Source organism: Sphingomonas sp. R1, assembly GCF_025960285.1.
Lineage (GTDB): Bacteria > Pseudomonadota > Alphaproteobacteria > Sphingomonadales > Sphingomonadaceae > Sphingomonas.
This window is the reverse complement of the sequence record NZ_CP110111.1, coordinates 2,897,824-2,914,972: the sequence shown is the minus strand read 5'-3', so window position 1 is coordinate 2,914,972 and position 17,149 is coordinate 2,897,824. Positions and strand designations below refer to the sequence as shown.

Sequence of the window (17,149 nt, the reverse complement as noted above, 5' to 3'; positions counted from 1 at the left end):
GAGGGGAACAATGGAGGACGGCTTACAGCGCCGCGACGAACGCCCGGGCGTTGGCGCCGACGTCGGCCGCGCTCAGGCCGACCTTGTAGAGCGCCGAGCCCAGGCCGAACCCGGGTGCGCCGGCGGCCTGCCACGGGCCCATGGTGTCCGGCGCGATGCCGCCGACCGGCAGGACGCGCGTTTCCCTGGGCAGGACCGCGCGCATCGCCTTGAGCACCGTCGGGCTCGCCGCTTCGGCGGGGAACAGCTTGAGCGCGGTCGCGCCGGCATCGAGCGCGGCAAAGGCCTCGCTCGGGGTCATGATGCCGGGAAGCGACACCAGCCCCGCCGCCGCGCTGGCGCGGATCACGTCGAGATTGGCGTTGGGCGAGATGATCATCGTGCCGCCGGCGTCCGCCACCTGCTGCACCTGCTCGACCTTGAGCACCGTGCCCGCGCCGATCACCGCGCGGCCGGCAAAGCGCCTGGCGAGGCGCGACACGCTCTCGAGCGGCTCGGGCGAGTTCATCGGCACTTCGATCAGGGTGAAGCCGGCCGCGACCAGCTCGTCGCCGATCGCCTCGACCTCGTCGGGCTTCACCCCGCGCAGGATCGCGATCAGCGGGCATTTGGCGAAGGCGGCGTCGAATTCGGCAATGTGGCTCATGCAATCTGCTCCGCAAGGGCGAGGATTCCGGCGACGAAGGCGTCGTGGCTGCTGGCGATCACCGCCTCGCGACCATGGGCGCTAATCGCCGCGGCGTAGAGGCCGCCCAGCATCGGGTCGGCAAGGATATGGACGGTGTCGTGCCCGGCATGCGCCAGCCGCGCGGCGACGTCGCTGCCGATCAGCAGCCCGCTGGCGAAGGCGGCGGCGTCGGCATCGTCGCGCACGCCCAGCATCTTGGCGGCGCGGATGCCGAACAGTGACGCAGCGAGGTCGCGCCGCCGCCCCTCCTCGACGCCCGCGAGGAAGGCGGGGCCGACCTGCACCTCGCCGCCCAGCTGCGCGGCAAGCAGGCCGTGCTTGCGCAGGGTGGCGAACAGCTCGCCGGTCATCGCGGTGGTGAAGTCGGCGATGCGGCCGTCCACCATCTCGACCCATTTGCAATGGGTGCCGGGCTGGACGAGCAGCGCATCGGCGGGCGACAGTCCCGCGTACACGGCGCCGAGCAGCTGGACTTCCTCGCCGCGCATCACGTCGGGCCGGCCGCTGACCAGCGTCGAGACGCCCGGCACGATCGCGCTGCGGTCTTCGACCCAGAGCAGCCCCGCGGCCAGTTCGGCAAGCCCGGCGGGCGCGGCGACATAGGGTGCCGGCGCCCAGCCGATATTGGCGCCGACCATACCCGCCATCAGCAGCGGCAGATCGCCATGCCGCGCGCGGATGCCGGCGGCCTCGGCGGCGAAATCGGTGACCGAGGTGACGCCCTTGTCGTCGCGCTCGGTGTGGGTGACCGCCCCCTTCTCCACCAGGAAGACACGGCGGTTGGTCGTGCCCCAGTCGACCGCGAGGAAGGACCCGGAAAAGCTTACCACCATGTCGCGTACAACCCGATAAGGATCAGAAGGATCACCACCGCGGCGATGTTGAAGCCGGTGGTCGTGTGGAAGCGCACGCCTTCCATGCGGATACGGTTGCTGCCCCCGGCCGCGGGCCGGGCGAGCGAGACGATCACCGCCAGCGCCAGGGCGGCGAGAAACACGATGCCCATGCGGTTGATGAACGGCACCGCGTTCAGCGCCTCGATCCCACCCCATTTCGCCGGGAACCAGAAGACGAAGCTGAGCACCACCGACGCCACTGCGCCGACCAGCGCCCCGGCCTCGGTCGCGCGCGGCCAGAACAGGCCGAGCAGGAAGATGACGGTGATCCCCGGCGTCACGAAGCCGGAGAATTCCTGGATATACTGGAACGCCTGGTCGAGGCTGCCGAGCAGCGGCCGCGCGGTGAACATCGCGATGACGATGGAGACCACCGCCGCGATCCGGCCGACCCGTACCAGATGCGTTTCATAGCCGGCCTTGTCGGCACCGTCGTTGGCGCGGCGCTCCACGCCCTTCAGCTTGGCATAGATGTCGAGCGTGAAGATCGTCGCGATCGAATTGATCTTGGAGGCAGTCGACGCGATGATCGCCGCGATCAGCGCCGCGAAGACGAGGCCGAGCAGCCCGGTCGGCAGCAGCGCCATCATCGTCGGATAGGCCTGGTCGGGCTTGGCGAGGTTGGGCGCCAGCACCACCGCGGCGATGCCCGGCAGCACGATGACGACCGGCATCAGCAGCTTGAGGAAGCCCGCGAACACCACGCCGCGCTGCGCCTCGGCCAGGCTCTTCGCCGCCAGCGCGCGCTGGATGATATACTGGTTGAAGCCCCAATAGCTGAGGTTCGCGATCCACATGCCCCCGACCAGCACCGCGATGCCCGGCAGGTCCTTATAGTGCGGATTGTCGGGCGAGAGGATCATGTCGAAATGATCGGGCACGCGCCGCGTCAGTTCCTGGAAGCCGCCGAACACGCCGCTGTCGCCACCGATCTTGGTCAGCGTGAGGTACGCGACGACGAGGCCGCCCAGCACCAGCAGGGTGACCTGGACGATGTCGGTCAGCGCCACCGCCTTGAGGCCGCCGCGCAGCTGATAGAGCAGCGCGAAGGCGCCCAGGCCGATCAGCGCCACGTCCTGGTTGACGCCGGCGACCTGCGTCACCGCGATCGAGCCAAGCCAGATGATCGAGGTGAGGTTCACGAAGACGTACAGGATCAGCCAGAACACCGCCATCACGGTGCGGATCGTCGGCCCGAAGCGCTGCTCCAGGAACTGCGGCATCGTGTAGATTTCGTTGCGCAGGAAGATCGGCAGGAAGAATTTGCCGACGATCAGCAGGGTAAGCGCCGCCATCCACTCATAGGAGGCAATCGCCAGGCCGATCGCATAGCCCGATCCGGACATGCCGACGATCTGCTCGGCCGAGATGTTGGCCGCGATCAGCGAGGCGCCGATCGCCCACCAGGGCAGGTTCTTGGAGGCGAGGAAATAGTCGCTCGAATCCTTGGTGGCGCCCGCCTTGTCGCGGCTCACCCACTGCGCGAGGCCGAAGATGCCGATCGCGTAGACGATCACCACGACCAGATCGATGTTGGATAGACTCATGCCCACTCCTGCCGGCCCCGGCGCGGGCGGCATGGCCCGCGCGTCTTGTCCCACCCTGCCCCACGACAGGGTTTGGATGTTCATTTATCTTATTTATCGGGGTTGTCCAGCAGCGCCCCTGGAGTACGATGGCGCAACAATGCGGCTGCGCGCAGCATGGCATGAACAAGAACAGGAAAGCAAATACGAGGATGTCCACCCTTCCCCTTCCCGCCGACGAGGTCCGCTCCGGGCTGGGCCGCAACCTCACCTATGGCATGCTCGATGCGTTGGGCCGGGCGATCGTCACCGGGCGCTACGAGAAGGAACCCTTCCCCACCGAGGCGGAACTGGCCAAGCAGCATGCCGTCAGCCGGTCGGTGACGCGCGAGGCGGTGAAGATGCTGACCGCCAAGGGCCTGCTCAGCGCCCGCCCGCGCCAGGGCACGGTGGTGCAGCCGGCCTCGTCCTGGAACCTGTTCGATACCGACGTGCTGCGCTGGCTGCTCGAGCGGCAATTCTCGGTCGAGCTGCTCCGCCAGTTCAGCCAGCTGCGCATCGCGATCGAGCCCGAGGCGGCGGCACTGGCCGCGCAGTTCGCCACCGAGGCGGACCTCCGCCACATCTCGGCGGGCCTAGCTCGGATGGAAGCGGCGGAGCGCGGGCAGGACGACACGCTGGATGCCGACATCGCCTTTCACGTCGCGGTGCTGCGTGCCTCGGGCAATCCCTTTTACGCGCAGTTCCGCGACATGGTGGCGACCGCGCTGCGCACCTCGATCCGCTTCACCAACCGGATCAAGGGCCGCACCGCCAGCGTCGCCGACCATGCCGCGGTGCGCGACGCGATCGCGGCCAAGGACCCCGCCACGGCGCGCACCGCGATGCAGACGCTGATCGGCGACGTGGTGGAACTGATCGAGACCTCCTCCGGCGCGGAAGCGGCCTGATCCGGGCGGTGCTCAGCGCAGCAGCGGCAGCGGGTCGACCAGCGTCACGTCGTGCATCTGGTTGAGATAGGCCTCGTAATAGCCCTTGTGCGAGGCTCCGACGATGGCGAGCATCCGCGTGCCGGGCCGCCGGCCGAGCACGTCACGCATGTTGGCGACCATGCGCAGGTTCCGCGTCTCCCAATAGCCGAGATACTGGCGGCCAAAGCCTTGCGGCGAAGGCTCACGCAGCGTGGCGCCGAAGTCGGACTCATAGGCGAGGTTCGGCGCCTCGGGCGCGTTCATCGCCCGATAGGCCGCCAGCACGCCGCCCGGCTGCGATAGCCCGGCCCGCAGGCGCTGGTTCTCCGCCTCGCGCTGGTGCGTTGCAGGGTTGTCCCAGGCGCGCTGGATTGCGGCCGCTGCGGCCTTGTCCTCGGCAGGGTCCCCGGAATCGGGCGTGTCGGCGCTATGGTCGTCGACGCTCCAGAGCCGCTCCAGCCCAAGCCGGGCGGCGAGCGCGGCGGCCAGCAGCGAGGTTTCGTTGCGGCGGGTGCGCTGCTTCTCCAGCGTCGCCATCAGCGTATCGCTCAGCCCGTCCGCGGCGATCCGCTGGTCCGTCGCAAGGCGCAGCCACTGGACGAGCGCCGAGCCGGGCTCACCGGCGGCGAGGAACAGGGCGGCGAGATGGCGGCGCTGGGCGGGAGTGGGCGCGGCGGGCCAGGCGGCAAGCGCCCGCTCCACCGCGGCGTTGGCGGCGGGCACGTCCAGCCCCGTCGCCTTCGCCGCCTCGGCCGGATCGAAGCAGTAGATCTTCACCGTCTCGGCATAGCGCGCCGGATAGCGGCGCAGCGCGTCACATTGCAGGCCCGAGAGATTCTCGGTGGCGATCGCCGTCGGCTGCCATGCCGCCAGCCGGTCGAGCAGCGGGGACAGCAGCGTCAGGTCGAGCGTCTTGGGCAGATCGGACAGATGCGCGGTGCCCAGCACCAGCACTTGGTTCGGCGCGCCGGCGGGCGGCCCCTTCAGCGTCTCGGGATGGAAGGCCGGGCGATAGCCTTGCGCCGACGCGGATCCGGCAGCGAATAAGGCGGCACCCGCCAACAATATCAAGCGAACCAGCATGCGAAACGACCTCGACAAGCAAAGCAATGCGCTACCCTATCGAGGCCGTATTATTCACGCAACACACATACGCCCGCGCCTTACGGGATCAACCGGTCCGCGCGCAGACGCCCGAACAGCGCGAAGAAGGCGTCGTCGGTCGGCTGATAGGCGGTGAAGCCCAGGCGCCGGCTCTTCGACATGTCGGTCACCACCTCGATCGGCCGGCCGAGATCGGCATCGGTGTGCCAGGGCGAGGCAAGCCGCGCGAGAGTCGGTTCGGCCAGCCCCTCGCGTTCGGCGATGCGCTGCCAGAGCGGCGCATCCTCCGCCATCTGCACCTCGAGCGGAAGCATCGTGCCGTCGAACGGCGCCGCCTCCAGCCCGAACCAGCCCGCGATCCGTTCCCACATCCATTGCCAGCGGAAGACGTCGCCATTGACGACGTTGAACGCCTCGTTGGCGGCCGCCGGCGTCTTCGCTGCCCAGAGCAGGTGGCGGGCGAGTTGCCCCGCATCGGTCATGTCGGTGAGCCCGCTCCACTGGGCGGGCGAGCCCGGAAAGCGGAAGGGGCGGCCGGTCTCGCGGCACAGCGTGGCATAGACGGCGAGCGTCGTGCCCATGTTCATCGCATTGCCGACCGCCTTGCCGATCACCGTGTGCGGGCGGTGCACGCTCCAGGTGAAGCCGTCGCGGTCTGCCGCGGCGAACACCTCGTCCTCCTGCGCATAGTAGAAATTGTCGACGTCGAGCCGCCCCTGCTCTTCGCGGAACGGCGTCTGCGGCAGGCTGCCCTTCCCGTACGCCTCGAACGGCCCGAGATAGTGCTTGAGCCCGGTGACCAGCGCGACATGGCGGGGGGCCGTCGGCTTGGGAAGCCCGTCGAGCAGATTGCGCACCATGGCGGAATTCACGCGGATATTCTCCGCCTCGCTGTCCTGCCGCAGCCAGGTGGTGATGAACACCGCGTCGGGGTTCACGCCCGCCAGCGCCTGCGCCGTCGCCGCCGCATCGGTCAGGTCGGCAGCGATCGGCGACACGCCCGGCTGGTCCACCGGACGGCGCGCCAGCCCGTGCACCGTCCACCCTTCGGCCACCAGCAGCGCCGCCGTAGCACTTCCGACGATGCCGCTCGCACCTACCACCAAAGCCGTCTTGGCCATTTCTGCCTCCATAAAGCGTTGGTCCGCGAGCTAGGCAGCGGCGCGGGCGGCTTCTAGACGGCACCAAATCGGAACCTAGGCACCAGAAGGTACCCACGCATGCGACCAGGAACGGCGGATTCGGAATGGCGCGAGGATTGCGCGCCGCGGCGCGTGCTGGCGCTGTTCGCCACCAAATGGACGAGCATGGTGCTGCACACGCTCCACGCCCGGCATGGCGGCGCGGCACGCAGCGGCGTGCTGCTGCGCAGCCTGCCCGGCATCTCGAAGAAGATGCTGACCCAGACGCTGCGCGACATGGAGGAGATCGGCCTCATCGACCGGATCGTGCAGCACGCGGTGCCGCCGGCGGTGGAATACCGGCTGACACCGCTGGGCGACCGCTTCGTCGAGCCGGTCGAACTGCTCTATGCCTGGGGGCGCGACAATGCCGATGCGCTCGACCAGCTCGGCAGCCGGCCCACCGCCCGTCGCGGCTGATGGGGCACACCTGCCCCTAAAATCGTCACCCCGGCGGAAGCCGGGATCCATTCGCCAGTCGGGTTCGGCAAGCGCCTCGGCGGAGCAGCCACTGGATTCCGGCTTTCGCCGGAATGACGAAGGTGGATGGTCGCCGCGAGCGCCTAGTGGCTGTCGCGCGGCAGGCCCTTGGTCTGGGCGATGCGCTGATACTTCACCGCATTCTCGAACACCGCGCCGCCGTCGAACTGGCCGACCAGCCCGCGATGGATTTCCTGCCACGGCGTCTGCGATTCGGGCACATAGTCGATGCCGAGGTCGGCGCGGCGCTGCGCCAGTTCCTCGTCGCTGACCAGCATGTTGGCGCTGCGCGTGTTGAGGTCGATGCGGATGCGGTCGCCGGTGCGGACCAGCGCAAGCCCGCCGCCCACCGCCGCTTCGGGTGCCGCGTTGAGGATCGAGGGGCTGCCGCTGGTGCCCGACTGGCGGCCGTCGCCCAGGCACGGCAGCGCATGCACGCCCGCCTGGATCAACGCCACCGGCGGACGCATGTTGACCACCTCGGCGCCGCCCGGATAGCCGACCGGCCCCGCGCCGCGCATGATCAGGATGCTGTTCTCGTCGATGCCGAGCGCGGGATCGTCGATGCGGTGGTGATAATCCTCCGGCCCGTCGAACACGAACGCCGTGCCTTCGAACGCGCCGAGGTCGTCCGGGTTGGAGAGGTAGCGCGCGCGGAACTCGTCCGAGATCACGCTGAGCTTCATCACCGCATTGTCGAACAGGTTGCCCGACAGCACGGTCAGCCCCGCCGCCGGCCGGAGCGGCGCGGCGAGCGGACGGATCACATCGTCATCCTCGATCTCGGCGGTGCCGATATTCTCGCCGATGGTGCGGCCGTTGACGGTCAGCGCGTCGTTGTGGAGCAGCCCGGCGCGATAGAGCTCGCCCATCACCGCGGGCACGCCGCCGGCGCGGTAGAAATCCTCGCCGAGATATTTGCCCGCCGGCTGGAGGTTGACGATCAGCGGCACGTCGGCGCCGTAGGATTCCCAGTCCTCAAGGCTGAGCTCGACGCCGATATGGCGTGCGATCGCATTGAGGTGGATCGGCGCGTTGGTCGAGCCGCCGATCGCCGAATTGACGCGGATCGCGTTGAGGAACGCCTCGCGGGTCAGCACGTCGCTGGGCTTGCGATCGGCGAGCGTCATCTCGACGATCTGGAGACCGGTGCGATAGGCGCATTCGGCGCGGTCGCGATACGGCGCGGGGATCGCCGCGGAGCCCGGCAGCGACATGCCGAGCGCCTCGGCCATCGAGTTCATCGTCGTCGCGGTGCCCATGGTGTTGCACCAGCCGGTCGACGGCGCGGACGAGGCGACGAGCTGGATGAAGCCCTTATAGTCGATCTCGCCCGCCGCGAGCATCTCGCGCGCCTTCCACACGATGGTGCCCGAGCCGGTGCGCTCGCCCTTGAACCAGCCGTTGAGCATCGGGCCGACCGACAGCGCGATCGCGGGGATGTTCACGGTGGCCGCCGCCATCAGGCAGGCCGGGGTCGTCTTGTCGCAGCCGATCGTCAGCACCACGCCGTCGATCGGATAGCCGTACAGCGTCTCGACCAGGCTGAGATAGGCGAGGTTGCGGTCCAGCCCGGCGGTGGGGCGCTTGCCGGTTTCCTGGATCGGATGGGTCGGAAACTCGATGGCGATGCCGCCGGCGTCGCGAATCCCCTCGCGCACCCGCTTGGCGAGTTCGAGATGGTGGCGATTACACGGAGAAAGGTCGCTGCCGGTCTGGGCGATGCCGATGATCGGCTTGCCCGATTGCAGCTCTTCCAGGCTGAGCCCGAAGTTCAGATAGCGCTCGACATAGAGCGCCGTCATGTCAGGGTTATTCGGGTCGTCGAACCAGGCCCTGGAGCGCAGCGGCGCGCGACGAGTTCCAGCTTCTTCCGTCATGATTCCTCCGCTACGGGGCAAATTGGGCATTTGTACCGCGGCTTGATAACCGCGGCGCGCGCCAATAGGAAGCATATATATCTTACAAAAGGACGGTGGATAATGTCGGAGCGGATACGTCTGGGACTCGTCGGGATCGGCAAGATTGCGCGCGATCAGCATCTGCCGGCGCTGGCAGGGGATGACCGTTTCGATCTGGTCGCCACCGCCAGCCGCCACGCGCAGGTCGACGGGGTGCCGGCGCACAAGGACATCGAGGCACTGATCGCCGGCGGTCACGATCTTACCGCCGTTTCGCTCTGCACCCCGCCCGACGGCCGGTACGATCAGGCGCGCATCGCGATCGAGGCCGGCCTCCACGTCATGCTCGAAAAGCCCCCGACCGCGACGCTGACCGAGATCTTCGACCTTGAGAAGCGCGCGCGCGAGAAGGGCGTGACGCTGTTCACCACCTGGCATTCGCGCGAGGCGGCGGGCGTCGCGCCGGCAAAGGCCTGGCTGCACGGCAAAACGATCAGCGCCGCGCGCATCACCTGGCGTGAGGACATCCGCCGCTGGCATCCGGGGCAGGAGTGGATCCTGGCGGCGGGCGGGTTCGGCGTGTTCGATCCCGGCATCAACGCGCTGTCGATCGCGACCGAAATCCTCCCGGACGCGCTGCTGCTCGACCAGGCATGGATGGAGGTGCCGGAAGGTCGCGCCTCCCCGCTCCGTGCCAAGATGCACATGCGCAGCGGCGGCGCGGCGGTGACCGTCGACTTCGATTTCCTGCAGACCGGTCCGCAGACCTGGGACATCGAGGTCGACACCGATGCCGGCACGCTGCGCCTCGGCATGGGCGGCAGTATCCTCCAGCTGCCGGGAGAGGACGAACAGAAGGCGCCCGACCGCGAATATGCCCGGCTCTACGCCCGCTTCGCCGAGCTGGTGGGCGCGGGCGAGAGCGATGTCGACGTCCGCCCGCTCCAGCTGGTGGCCGATGCCTTCCTGGTCGGCGAACGCGCGATCGGTGAGTCCTTCGCCTTCTGACTCGGCGGAAGGGGGCGGTCGGGAATCGGCGGCCGCCCCTTTCGACATATTTTGCGACAACTCTTTTGTGGCACTGCGGAAACGTGGCATCTAAGGCCGCGTTTGGCAGTGACCGGCAGCCCGGTATCCTCTGGGCCGCCCCCAAAGCGGGTTCCGAAATTTGAACGCACCGACCAGCTATCGCCGTTCGGGCCTGATCGTCTTTGCATCGGCCCTGCTCCTCGCCTCGTGCAGCGCTGGCGACAGCGGCAGCAAGCAGGGCGGGCGCAAGGGTGCCGCCGGGCCGCCCCAGGTCGGCTATGTGGTGGTGCAGCCGAGCAGCGTACCGATGACGACCGAGCTTGCCGGCCGCGTCACCGCCTATCAGTCTTCGGAGGTGCGGCCGCAGGTGGCCGGCATCATCCAGCGCCGCTTCTTCACCGAGGGCGCGATCGTCCGCCAGGGGCAGACGCTGTACCAGATCGACCCCAGCCTCTATCAGGCCGCCGTCGCGCAGGCCCAGGCCAATCTGCAGAACGCGCAGGCCAATCTCGAGGCTGCGCGCATCAAGGCCGATCGCTACAAGCCGCTCGCCGCGATGCAGGCGGTGAGCCAGCAGGATTATACCGACGCGCTTGCCGCCGCGCGCCAGGCTGCCGCGCAGGTAGCGCAGCAGCGCGCGGCGCTGCAGACCGCGCAGATCAACCTGCGCTTCACCCGGGTGCCCGCGCCGATCAGCGGCCGCATCGGCCGCAGCCTCTTCACCGAAGGCGCGCTGGTGACCACCAACCAGACCGATCCGCTCGCCACGATCCAGCGGCTCGATCCGATCTTCGTGGATATCCAGCAGTCGAGCGCCGACATGCTGGCGCTGCGCAAGGCGCTCGCCCAGAACGGGGTGACGCCGGCGAGCGCGGCGGTCCGGCTGAAGCTGGAGGACGGCAGCGACTATGATCTCGCCGGCGCGGTGGAATTCGCCGAAGTGGTGGTCAACGCCAGCACCGGTACCGTCACCTTGCGCGCGCGCTTCCCCAATCCGCAGGGCGTGCTGCTGCCGGGCATGTTCGTCCGGGCGATGTTCGCACAGGCGATCGACACCCAGGCCTATCTGGTGCCGCAGGCCGGTGTGTCCCGCGATCCCAAGGGCAATGCCACCGTCTATGTGGTGGGCGCGGGCAACAAGGCCGAGGCCCGCACCGTGGTCGCCGATCGCACGATCGGCCAGAACTGGGTGGTCACGCAGGGGCTCGCCCCCGGCGACAAGGTGATCGTGCAGGGCACGGCGAACCTCAAGCCGGACATCGACATCAAGCCGGTGCCCGCCAACGCGCCGCAGAAGATCGAACCGCCCAAAAAGGGCCAGGGGCAAGGCGGCGCCCAGACCAAGGGCGGCAGCCAGGCCAAGGCGGGCTGAGGTCCCATGTCGCGCATCTTCATCGACCGGCCGATCTTCGCCTGGGTGCTCGCCATCATCGTGATGCTGATGGGCCTGGGCGCGATCTTCTCGCTGCCCATCGCGCAATATCCGGACATCGCCCCGCCGCAGGTCAATATCCGCGCCACCTATCCGGGCGCCTCGGCCGAGACGGTGCAGAACAGCGTCACCCAGGTGCTCGAGCAGCAGCTGAGCGGCATCGACGGACTGCTCTATTTCAGCAGTTCGTCCACCTCGCGCGGACAGGTGACGATCTCCGCCACCTTCGAGAAGGGCACCAACCCGGACATCGCCCAGGTGCAGGTGCAGAACAAGGTGCAGCAGGCGCTGTCCCGCCTGCCCAGTCAGGTGCAGCAGCAGGGCCTGACCGTCACCAAGTCCAACCCCGATTTCCTGATGATCGTCGGCGTCTATGATTCGACCGACAAGAAGACCAATCTCGACGTCTCGGACTGGCTCGCCTCGAACCTCCAGGATCCGCTGTCGCGCATCGAAGGCGTGGGCGACACCAACGTGTTCGGCGCGCCCTATGCGATGCGGATCTGGCTCAATCCGGCGCGGCTTTCCAGCTACGGGCTGATCCCGGGCGACATCATCACCGCGATTCAAAACCAGAACACCGAAATCGCCGCGGGCGAGCTTGGCGGCCAGCCGATGCCGCAGGAGCAGATGCTCAACGCGACGGTGACCTCGCAGTCCCGCCTGCAGACGCCCGAGCAGTTCGCCAACATCATCGTGAAGACCGATGCCTCCGGCGCGGCGGTGAAGCTGCGCGACGTGGCGCGCGTCGAGCTGGGCTCGGACAACTATAATTCCTCCAGCCGGATCAACGGGCATCCGGGCGCCGGCCTCGCCATCTCGCTGTCGCCGGGCGCCGATGCGCTCAAGACCGCCGATCTGGTGAAGCAGCAGGTGGAGGCCGCCTCCAAGGGGTTCCCGCCGGGCTTCAAATACGCCTATGCCAACGACACCACCGGCTTCATCAAGCTCTCGATCGAAGAGGTGGTGAAGACGCTGCTCGAGGCGATCGTGCTGGTCGTCATCGTGATGTTCGTGTTCCTGCAGAGCTGGCGCGCGACCCTGATCCCCGCGATCGCGGTGCCGGTGGTGCTGCTCGGCACCTTCGGCGTGTTCTACACGCTGGGCTTCTCGATCAACACGCTCACGCTGTTCGGCCTCGTCCTGGCCATCGGCCTGCTCGTCGACGACGCGATCGTCGTCGTCGAGAATGTCGAGCGGTTGATGGAAGAGAACCCGGACATGACGCCGCGCGAGGCGACGATCCGCTCGATGGACGAGATCCAGGTGGCCCTGGTCGCGATCGCGCTCGTGCTCTCGGCGGTGTTCCTGCCGATGGCGTTCTTCGGCGGATCGACCGGCGTGATCTATCGCCAGTTCTCGGTGACGATCGTCTCGGCGATGGTGCTGTCGGTGTTCGTCGCGCTGGTGCTGAGCCCCGCGCTCACCGCCACCTTGCTCAAGCAGAAGAGCCAGGAAAAGAACGTCGAAGAGACCTGGATGGGACGCCGCTTCCCCTGGGTCGGGCGCGGGCTGAACACGGCGAAGACCAAGTTCAACACCGGCTTCGAGCGCGGCGTCGATCGCTATGTCCGCGGCGTGCAGGCGGTGGTCGATCGCAAGTGGATCTTCCTGCTGCTCTACCTGGCGGTCTGCGCACTGCTGGTGCTGATGTTCGTGCGCCTGCCCACCGGCTTCCTGCCGACCGAGGACCAGGGCGCGGCCTCGCTGCAGATCCGCCTGCCCGCCGGCGCCACCATGTCGCGCACCCGCGAGGTGCAGCTGGCGGTGGAGAAGTATTTCCTCACCAAGGAAGCCAAGAACGTCTCGGTGATGTTCTCGGTGGCCGGCGGTGGCGGCGGGGGCGGGCCGGCTGGCCAGAATACCGGCCAGGGCTTCCTCAACTTCGCCGACTGGTCGGATCGCAAGGGCCAGGAAAACAGCGCCGACGGCATCGTCACCCGCGCATCGGGCGCGTTCCGCAATTTCCGCGACGCGCAGGTCTTTGCGCTGGTGCCCCCGGCGATCCGCGGCCTCGGCCAGTCGACCGGGTTCACCATGGAACTGCTCAATTCCAGCGGCATGCCGCGCGAGCAGTTCCTGGCGGCGCGCGACAAGCTGCTGGCCGCTGCCGCGGCCGATCCGGAGCTGACCGCGGTGCGCCTCACCGATCTGCCCGACGTCGCCACGCTGAAGGTCGATCTCGACCAGCAGAAGCTGGCGACCCTGGGGCTCAGCCAGTCGGACGTGAACGCGACGCTGTCGACCGCCTGGGGCGGCCGCTACGTCAACGACTTCATCGATCGCGGCCGCGTGAAGCGCGTCTATGTGCAGGGCGATGCGCCCTATCGCTCGGAACCGAGCGACCTCGCCCAGTGGTTCGTCCGCAGCACCAACGGCCAGATGGCGCCCTTCACCTCCTTCGCCTCGACCAGCTGGGCGACCGCGCCGACCTCGATGGCGCGGTTCAACGGCGTGCAGTCGTTCGAGTTCAGCGGCCAGGCGGCCCCCGGCAAGAGTTCGGGCGAGGCGATGCGGCGGATCGCCGAGCTTGCCGCGCAGATCCCCGGCACCAGCGTCGCCTGGGCAGGGCTCTCCTATCAGGAGCGGCTCTCCTCGGGTCAGGCGCCCCTGCTCTACGGCGTGTCGCTGCTCGTCGTGTTCCTGTGCCTGGCCGCGCTGTACGAGAGCTGGTCGATTCCGATCGCGGTGCTGCTGGTCATCCCGCTCGGCCTGGTCGGAGCGATCTTCGCGGTGACGCTGCGCGGGCTGCAGAACGACGTCTATCTGCAGATCGGCCTGCTCACGACGATGGGCCTCGCCGCCAAGAACGCGATCCTGATGATCGAGTTCGCCGAGCAGGCGGAGAAGCAGGGCAAGCGCGTGATCGAAGCGGCGCTGGATGCGGCCCGCATCCGTCTCCGCCCGATCCTGATGACCAGCCTCGCCTTCATCTTCGGCGTGCTGCCGCTGGCGATCTCCACCGGCGCGGGCGCCAACAGCCGCGTCGCGATCGGCACCTCGGTGATCGGCGGCATGCTGACCGCGACGATCCTCGCCATTTTCTACATCCCGCTGTTCTTCGTGCTCGTCCGCCGCGGCGTGCGCGACGGCCTGGCCGCGCTGCGCAATCGCCATCGCCGCAATACCCCGGAGCCCCAGGCATGAAGCGCGCGCTGACCCTGCTCTCCACCGCCGCGCTCGCCGGCTGCTCGATGGCGCCCAAGGACGTGCGCCCCGCAGCGCCCGTGCCGACGAGCTGGCCGGTGGGCGACTCCTATCTGCGCGAGAACGAGGCGACGCTGCCCGCGCTCAACTGGCGCGACGTGTTCCGCGATGCGCGCCTGCAGAGGCTGATCGAGCAGGCACTGGCCAACAATCGCGATCTGCGGGTGGCGGCAGCGAACATCGCGGCGGCACGCGCGCAATATCAGGTCCAGCGCGGCGCGCAGTTCCCCCAGGTCGATGCCAGCGCCGGCATCACCGAGCGTCGCGGCACGGCGACCACCAATGGCACGGGGACCGGCACGACCACGGGCGGCACGGGCACGGGCGGCACGGGCACCAGCGCCGGCAACGGCACCGGGCTGCGCACCAACTACACGACGCAGGCCGGCATCACCGGCTTCGAGCTGGACCTGTTCGGCCGGCTCGCCTCGCTCACCCGGCAGCAGCAGAACACCTATTTCGCCACCGAGGCCGGTGCGCGCGCGACGCGGCTGACGCTGGTTGGCGACATCGCGACGGCCTGGCTCACCTACGCCTCGGACGCGAGCCTGCTCGCCGTGGCGCAGCAGACCGCCAGGAGCGCCGAGGACACGGTGCGGCTCACCCGTGCGCGGCTCGACGGCGGCATCGCCCCGCGCACCGATCTGCGCCAGGCCGAGCAGACGCTCGCCACCGCGCAGAACAGCATCGCGCGCCAGACCACGCTGCTCGCGCAGGACGTCAACGCGCTGCGCCTGCTCGCCGGATCGGAGATCGACCCCGCCCTGCTCCCCGCCTCGATCGAGGAAGCCGGCCCGACCATCGCCGCCGTGCCCGCCGGGATCGATTCGAGCATCTTGCTGCGCCGGCCGGACGTGGTGCAGGCCGAATATCAGCTGCGCGCCGCCAATGCCCAGATCGGCGCGGCGCGCGCGGCCCTGTTCCCGCGCATCAGCCTCACCAGCGTGCTGGGGTTCGCCAGCTCGGCGCTGTCCAGCCTGTTCGACGGCGATGCATTCAACTGGCAGGCGGGCGGCACCGCCAGCTATTCGATCTTTCGCGGCGGCGCCGGCCGGGCGACGGTACGGCTGAGCGAGGCACAGCAACAGGCTGCCGTCGCGAGCTACGAGCGCGCGATCCAGACGGCCTTTCGCGACGTCGCCAACGCGCTGGCGACGCGCGGCACGCTGGATGCCCAGCTGCGCGCCACCCAGCTCCAGGCCGACGCCGCCGCCGACACCTTCCGGCTCAGCGAGGCGCGGTATCGCGGCGGGATCGACACCTTCCTGCAGAGCCTGGTCTCGCAGCGCTCGCTCTATACGGCGCAGCAGCAATTGGTGACGATACAGCTGACCGCGGCAACCAACCGCGTCGACCTGTACCGCGCGCTGGGCGGGGATTCGCAGCTGAACGTGACGCCGCAGGGGCCGCAACCGGTGGTGGCGCCCGGAACCGCCGACGGCACAGGCGGTTGACCACACGCCCCTGCTTGTGGCAGGCGCATCTCCAGCGGGCGGGTATAGCACAATGGTAGTGCAGCAGCCTTCCAAGCTGAATACGCGGGTTCGATTCCCGCTACCCGCTCCACCCTTTGCCCATGACAGCTGATCCCGCCCCGCTCGCACTCTATGTGCATTGGCCGTTCTGCGTGTCCAAATGCCCCTATTGCGACTTCAACAGCCATGTTCGCGAGCGCGTCGACCAGGCGCGGTGGCGCGAGGCGCTGCTGGCCGATCTGGCGCATGAGGCCTCGGTGCTGCCGGAGCGGCGGCTGGGGTCCATCTTCTTCGGGGGCGGCACGCCGTCGCTGATGCCGCCCGAAACGGTTGCCGCGATCCTCGATGCGGCCGCCAGGGCCTGGACGTTCGACGACGGCATCGAGATCACGCTGGAGGCAAACCCCTCCTCGGTCGAAGCCGCGCGATTCGCCGATATCGCAGCCGCGGGCGTGAACCGCGTGTCGCTGGGGCTGCAGGCGCTGGACGACGCGGCGCTGCGCTTCCTGGGCCGCGCGCACGGCGTCGACGAGGGGCTGGCGGCACTGGCGACCGCGCAGGCCGCGTTCAGGCGCGTCAGCTTCGATCTGATCTATGCCCGGCCCGGCCAGTCGCTGGAGGCCTGGGAAGCCGAGCTGCGCCGCGCGATCGGCTTCGGCACCGAGCATCTCTCGCTCTACCAGCTCACCATCGAGCCGGGCACGCGCTTCGCGACGCTGGCCGCGAAGGGCGAGCTGACCATCCCCGATGCCGATCTGGGTGCGGACCTGTTCGAGGCGACCCGCGCGATCACCGCGGCGGCGGGGCTGCCCGCCTACGAGATTTCCAACCATGCCCGGCCCGGTGCCGAGAGCCGCCACAACCTCACCTATTGGCGCTACCGCGACTATGCGGGCATCGGCCCGGGCGCGCATGGCCGGCGCGGGGGGCTGGCGACGCTGCGGCACAAGAAGCCCGAGAACTGGCTGGCCGCGCTCGACCGCAACGGTCACGGCATGGAGCGCGAGGACCGGCTCGATCCCGCCGATCGCGCGATCGAGGCGCTGCTGATGGGGCTGCGGATCGGCGAGGGTGTCGATCTCGACCGCATCGCCCTGCTGGCCGACGGCGCGCCGCCGATCGACCCACGTGCGCTCGACCGCATCGTCCAGCACGGGCTGGCAGAGCGCGCGGGAAGCCGTCTGCGGATCACCGAGGCAGGCATGCCGGTGCTCGAAGCGATCCTGCGCGAAATCGTCGCCTGAACCGCGCATCCGTCC

The 17,149-nt window shown here is 68.7% G+C and carries 13 protein-coding genes and 1 tRNA gene; 8 read left to right on the top strand and 6 right to left on the bottom strand.

All coding sequences use genetic code 11. The features are described from left to right. Window positions 1–22: 22 nt before the first annotated feature. From OIM94_RS13930 to OIM94_RS13920, 3 genes are read right to left on the bottom strand one after another with little or no spacing between them, the layout of a single operon-like run. Window positions 23–646 (bottom strand): 2-dehydro-3-deoxy-6-phosphogalactonate aldolase, encoded by a 624-nt coding sequence (locus tag OIM94_RS13930; protein ID WP_264607306.1) that lies wholly within the window; start codon window positions 644–646, stop codon window positions 23–25. Next, window positions 643–1,521 carry a 2-dehydro-3-deoxygalactonokinase gene (locus OIM94_RS13925; RefSeq protein ID WP_264607305.1) on the bottom strand — a complete coding sequence of 293 codons (879 nt, stop codon included), beginning with the start codon at window positions 1,519–1,521 and terminating at the stop codon, window positions 643–645. Before OIM94_RS13925 ends, OIM94_RS13930 begins: the two co-directional genes overlap by 4 nt. After that, on the bottom strand, window positions 1,512–3,131 hold the full coding sequence (locus tag OIM94_RS13920; protein WP_264607304.1) for a sodium/sugar symporter: 1,620 nt from the start codon (window positions 3,129–3,131) through the stop codon (window positions 1,512–1,514). The genes OIM94_RS13925 and OIM94_RS13920 overlap by 10 nt, the downstream gene beginning before the upstream one ends. 191 nt (window positions 3,132–3,322) lie before the next feature. Between OIM94_RS13920 and OIM94_RS13915 the strand changes: the two genes are divergently transcribed. Beyond that, window positions 3,323–4,060: a FadR/GntR family transcriptional regulator gene (locus tag OIM94_RS13915; protein WP_264607303.1), complete on the top strand. Its 738-nt coding sequence runs from the start codon at window positions 3,323–3,325 to the stop codon at window positions 4,058–4,060. 12 nt (window positions 4,061–4,072) lie between these two features. On the opposite strand, the gene OIM94_RS13910 is transcribed toward OIM94_RS13915, so the two are convergent. Both OIM94_RS13910 and OIM94_RS13905 read right to left on the bottom strand, forming a co-directional pair. Next, window positions 4,073–5,164 carry a DUF5694 domain-containing protein gene (locus OIM94_RS13910; RefSeq protein WP_264607302.1) on the bottom strand — a complete coding sequence of 364 codons (1,092 nt, stop codon included), beginning with the start codon at window positions 5,162–5,164 and terminating at the stop codon, window positions 4,073–4,075. Window positions 5,165–5,244: 80 nt separating this feature from the next. Next, complete coding sequence (locus tag OIM94_RS13905; protein WP_264607301.1) at window positions 5,245–6,306, bottom strand: SDR family oxidoreductase; 1,062 nt, start codon at window positions 6,304–6,306, stop codon at window positions 5,245–5,247. A gap of 99 nt (window positions 6,307–6,405) precedes the next feature. On the opposite strand from OIM94_RS13905, the gene OIM94_RS13900 reads away from it, so the two are divergent. After that, window positions 6,406–6,786 carry a winged helix-turn-helix transcriptional regulator gene (locus OIM94_RS13900; RefSeq protein WP_264607300.1) on the top strand — a complete coding sequence of 127 codons (381 nt, stop codon included), beginning with the start codon at window positions 6,406–6,408 and terminating at the stop codon, window positions 6,784–6,786. A 143-nt stretch (window positions 6,787–6,929) separates the two neighbouring features. On the opposite strand, the gene OIM94_RS13895 is transcribed toward OIM94_RS13900, so the two are convergent. After that, a complete protein-coding gene (locus OIM94_RS13895) occupies window positions 6,930–8,726 on the bottom strand; it encodes an IlvD/Edd family dehydratase (RefSeq protein WP_264607299.1) in 1,797 nt (598 codons plus the stop codon). A 102-nt stretch (window positions 8,727–8,828) separates the two neighbouring features. On the opposite strand from OIM94_RS13895, the gene OIM94_RS13890 reads away from it, so the two are divergent. From OIM94_RS13890 to hemW, 6 genes are all read left to right on the top strand, one after another. Continuing rightward, window positions 8,829–9,755: a Gfo/Idh/MocA family protein gene (locus tag OIM94_RS13890; protein ID WP_264607298.1), complete on the top strand. Its 927-nt coding sequence runs from the start codon at window positions 8,829–8,831 to the stop codon at window positions 9,753–9,755. Between the two features lie 160 nt (window positions 9,756–9,915). Next, on the top strand, window positions 9,916–11,148 hold the full coding sequence (locus OIM94_RS13885) for an efflux RND transporter periplasmic adaptor subunit (RefSeq protein WP_264607297.1): 1,233 nt from the start codon (window positions 9,916–9,918) through the stop codon (window positions 11,146–11,148). A gap of 6 nt (window positions 11,149–11,154) precedes the next feature. Next, on the top strand, window positions 11,155–14,355 hold the full coding sequence (locus OIM94_RS13880) for an efflux RND transporter permease subunit (RefSeq protein ID WP_264607296.1): 3,201 nt from the start codon (window positions 11,155–11,157) through the stop codon (window positions 14,353–14,355). Then, window positions 14,352–15,869 carry an efflux transporter outer membrane subunit gene (locus OIM94_RS13875; protein ID WP_264607295.1) on the top strand — a complete coding sequence of 506 codons (1,518 nt, stop codon included), beginning with the start codon at window positions 14,352–14,354 and terminating at the stop codon, window positions 15,867–15,869. The genes OIM94_RS13880 and OIM94_RS13875 overlap by 4 nt, the downstream gene beginning before the upstream one ends. 38 nt (window positions 15,870–15,907) lie before the next feature. After that, a tRNA-Gly gene (locus OIM94_RS13870) sits at window positions 15,908–15,981 on the top strand. Window positions 15,982–15,991: 10 nt separating this feature from the next. Beyond that, window positions 15,992–17,134, top strand: a complete 1,143-nt coding sequence (gene hemW / locus OIM94_RS13865) for a radical SAM family heme chaperone HemW (protein WP_264607294.1) — start codon at window positions 15,992–15,994, stop codon at window positions 17,132–17,134. The last annotated feature ends 15 nt before the right edge of the window (window positions 17,135–17,149 follow it).

Bases quoted from the DNA above. Each gene is read 5' to 3' on its own strand.
- OIM94_RS13930 (WP_264607306.1), bottom strand. From the start codon at position 646: ATGAGCCACATTGCCGAATTCGACGCCGCCTTCGCCAAATGCCCGCTG.
- OIM94_RS13905 (WP_264607301.1), bottom strand. From the start codon at position 6,306: ATGGCCAAGACGGCTTTGGTGGTAGGTGCGAGCGGCATCGTCGGAAGT.
- OIM94_RS13920 (WP_264607304.1), bottom strand. From the start codon at position 3,131: ATGAGTCTATCCAACATCGATCTGGTCGTGGTGATCGTCTACGCGATC.
- OIM94_RS13890 (WP_264607298.1), top strand. From the start codon at position 8,829: ATGTCGGAGCGGATACGTCTGGGACTCGTCGGGATCGGCAAGATTGCG.
- hemW (WP_264607294.1), top strand. From the start codon at position 15,992: ATGACAGCTGATCCCGCCCCGCTCGCACTCTATGTGCATTGGCCGTTC.
- OIM94_RS13895 (WP_264607299.1), bottom strand. From the start codon at position 8,726: ATGACGGAAGAAGCTGGAACTCGTCGCGCGCCGCTGCGCTCCAGGGCC.
- OIM94_RS13880 (WP_264607296.1), top strand. From the start codon at position 11,155: ATGTCGCGCATCTTCATCGACCGGCCGATCTTCGCCTGGGTGCTCGCC.
- OIM94_RS13925 (WP_264607305.1), bottom strand. From the start codon at position 1,521: ATGGTGGTAAGCTTTTCCGGGTCCTTCCTCGCGGTCGACTGGGGCACG.
- OIM94_RS13910 (WP_264607302.1), bottom strand. From the start codon at position 5,164: ATGCTGGTTCGCTTGATATTGTTGGCGGGTGCCGCCTTATTCGCTGCC.
- OIM94_RS13915 (WP_264607303.1), top strand. From the start codon at position 3,323: ATGTCCACCCTTCCCCTTCCCGCCGACGAGGTCCGCTCCGGGCTGGGC.
- OIM94_RS13875 (WP_264607295.1), top strand. From the start codon at position 14,352: ATGAAGCGCGCGCTGACCCTGCTCTCCACCGCCGCGCTCGCCGGCTGC.
- OIM94_RS13900 (WP_264607300.1), top strand. From the start codon at position 6,406: ATGCGACCAGGAACGGCGGATTCGGAATGGCGCGAGGATTGCGCGCCG.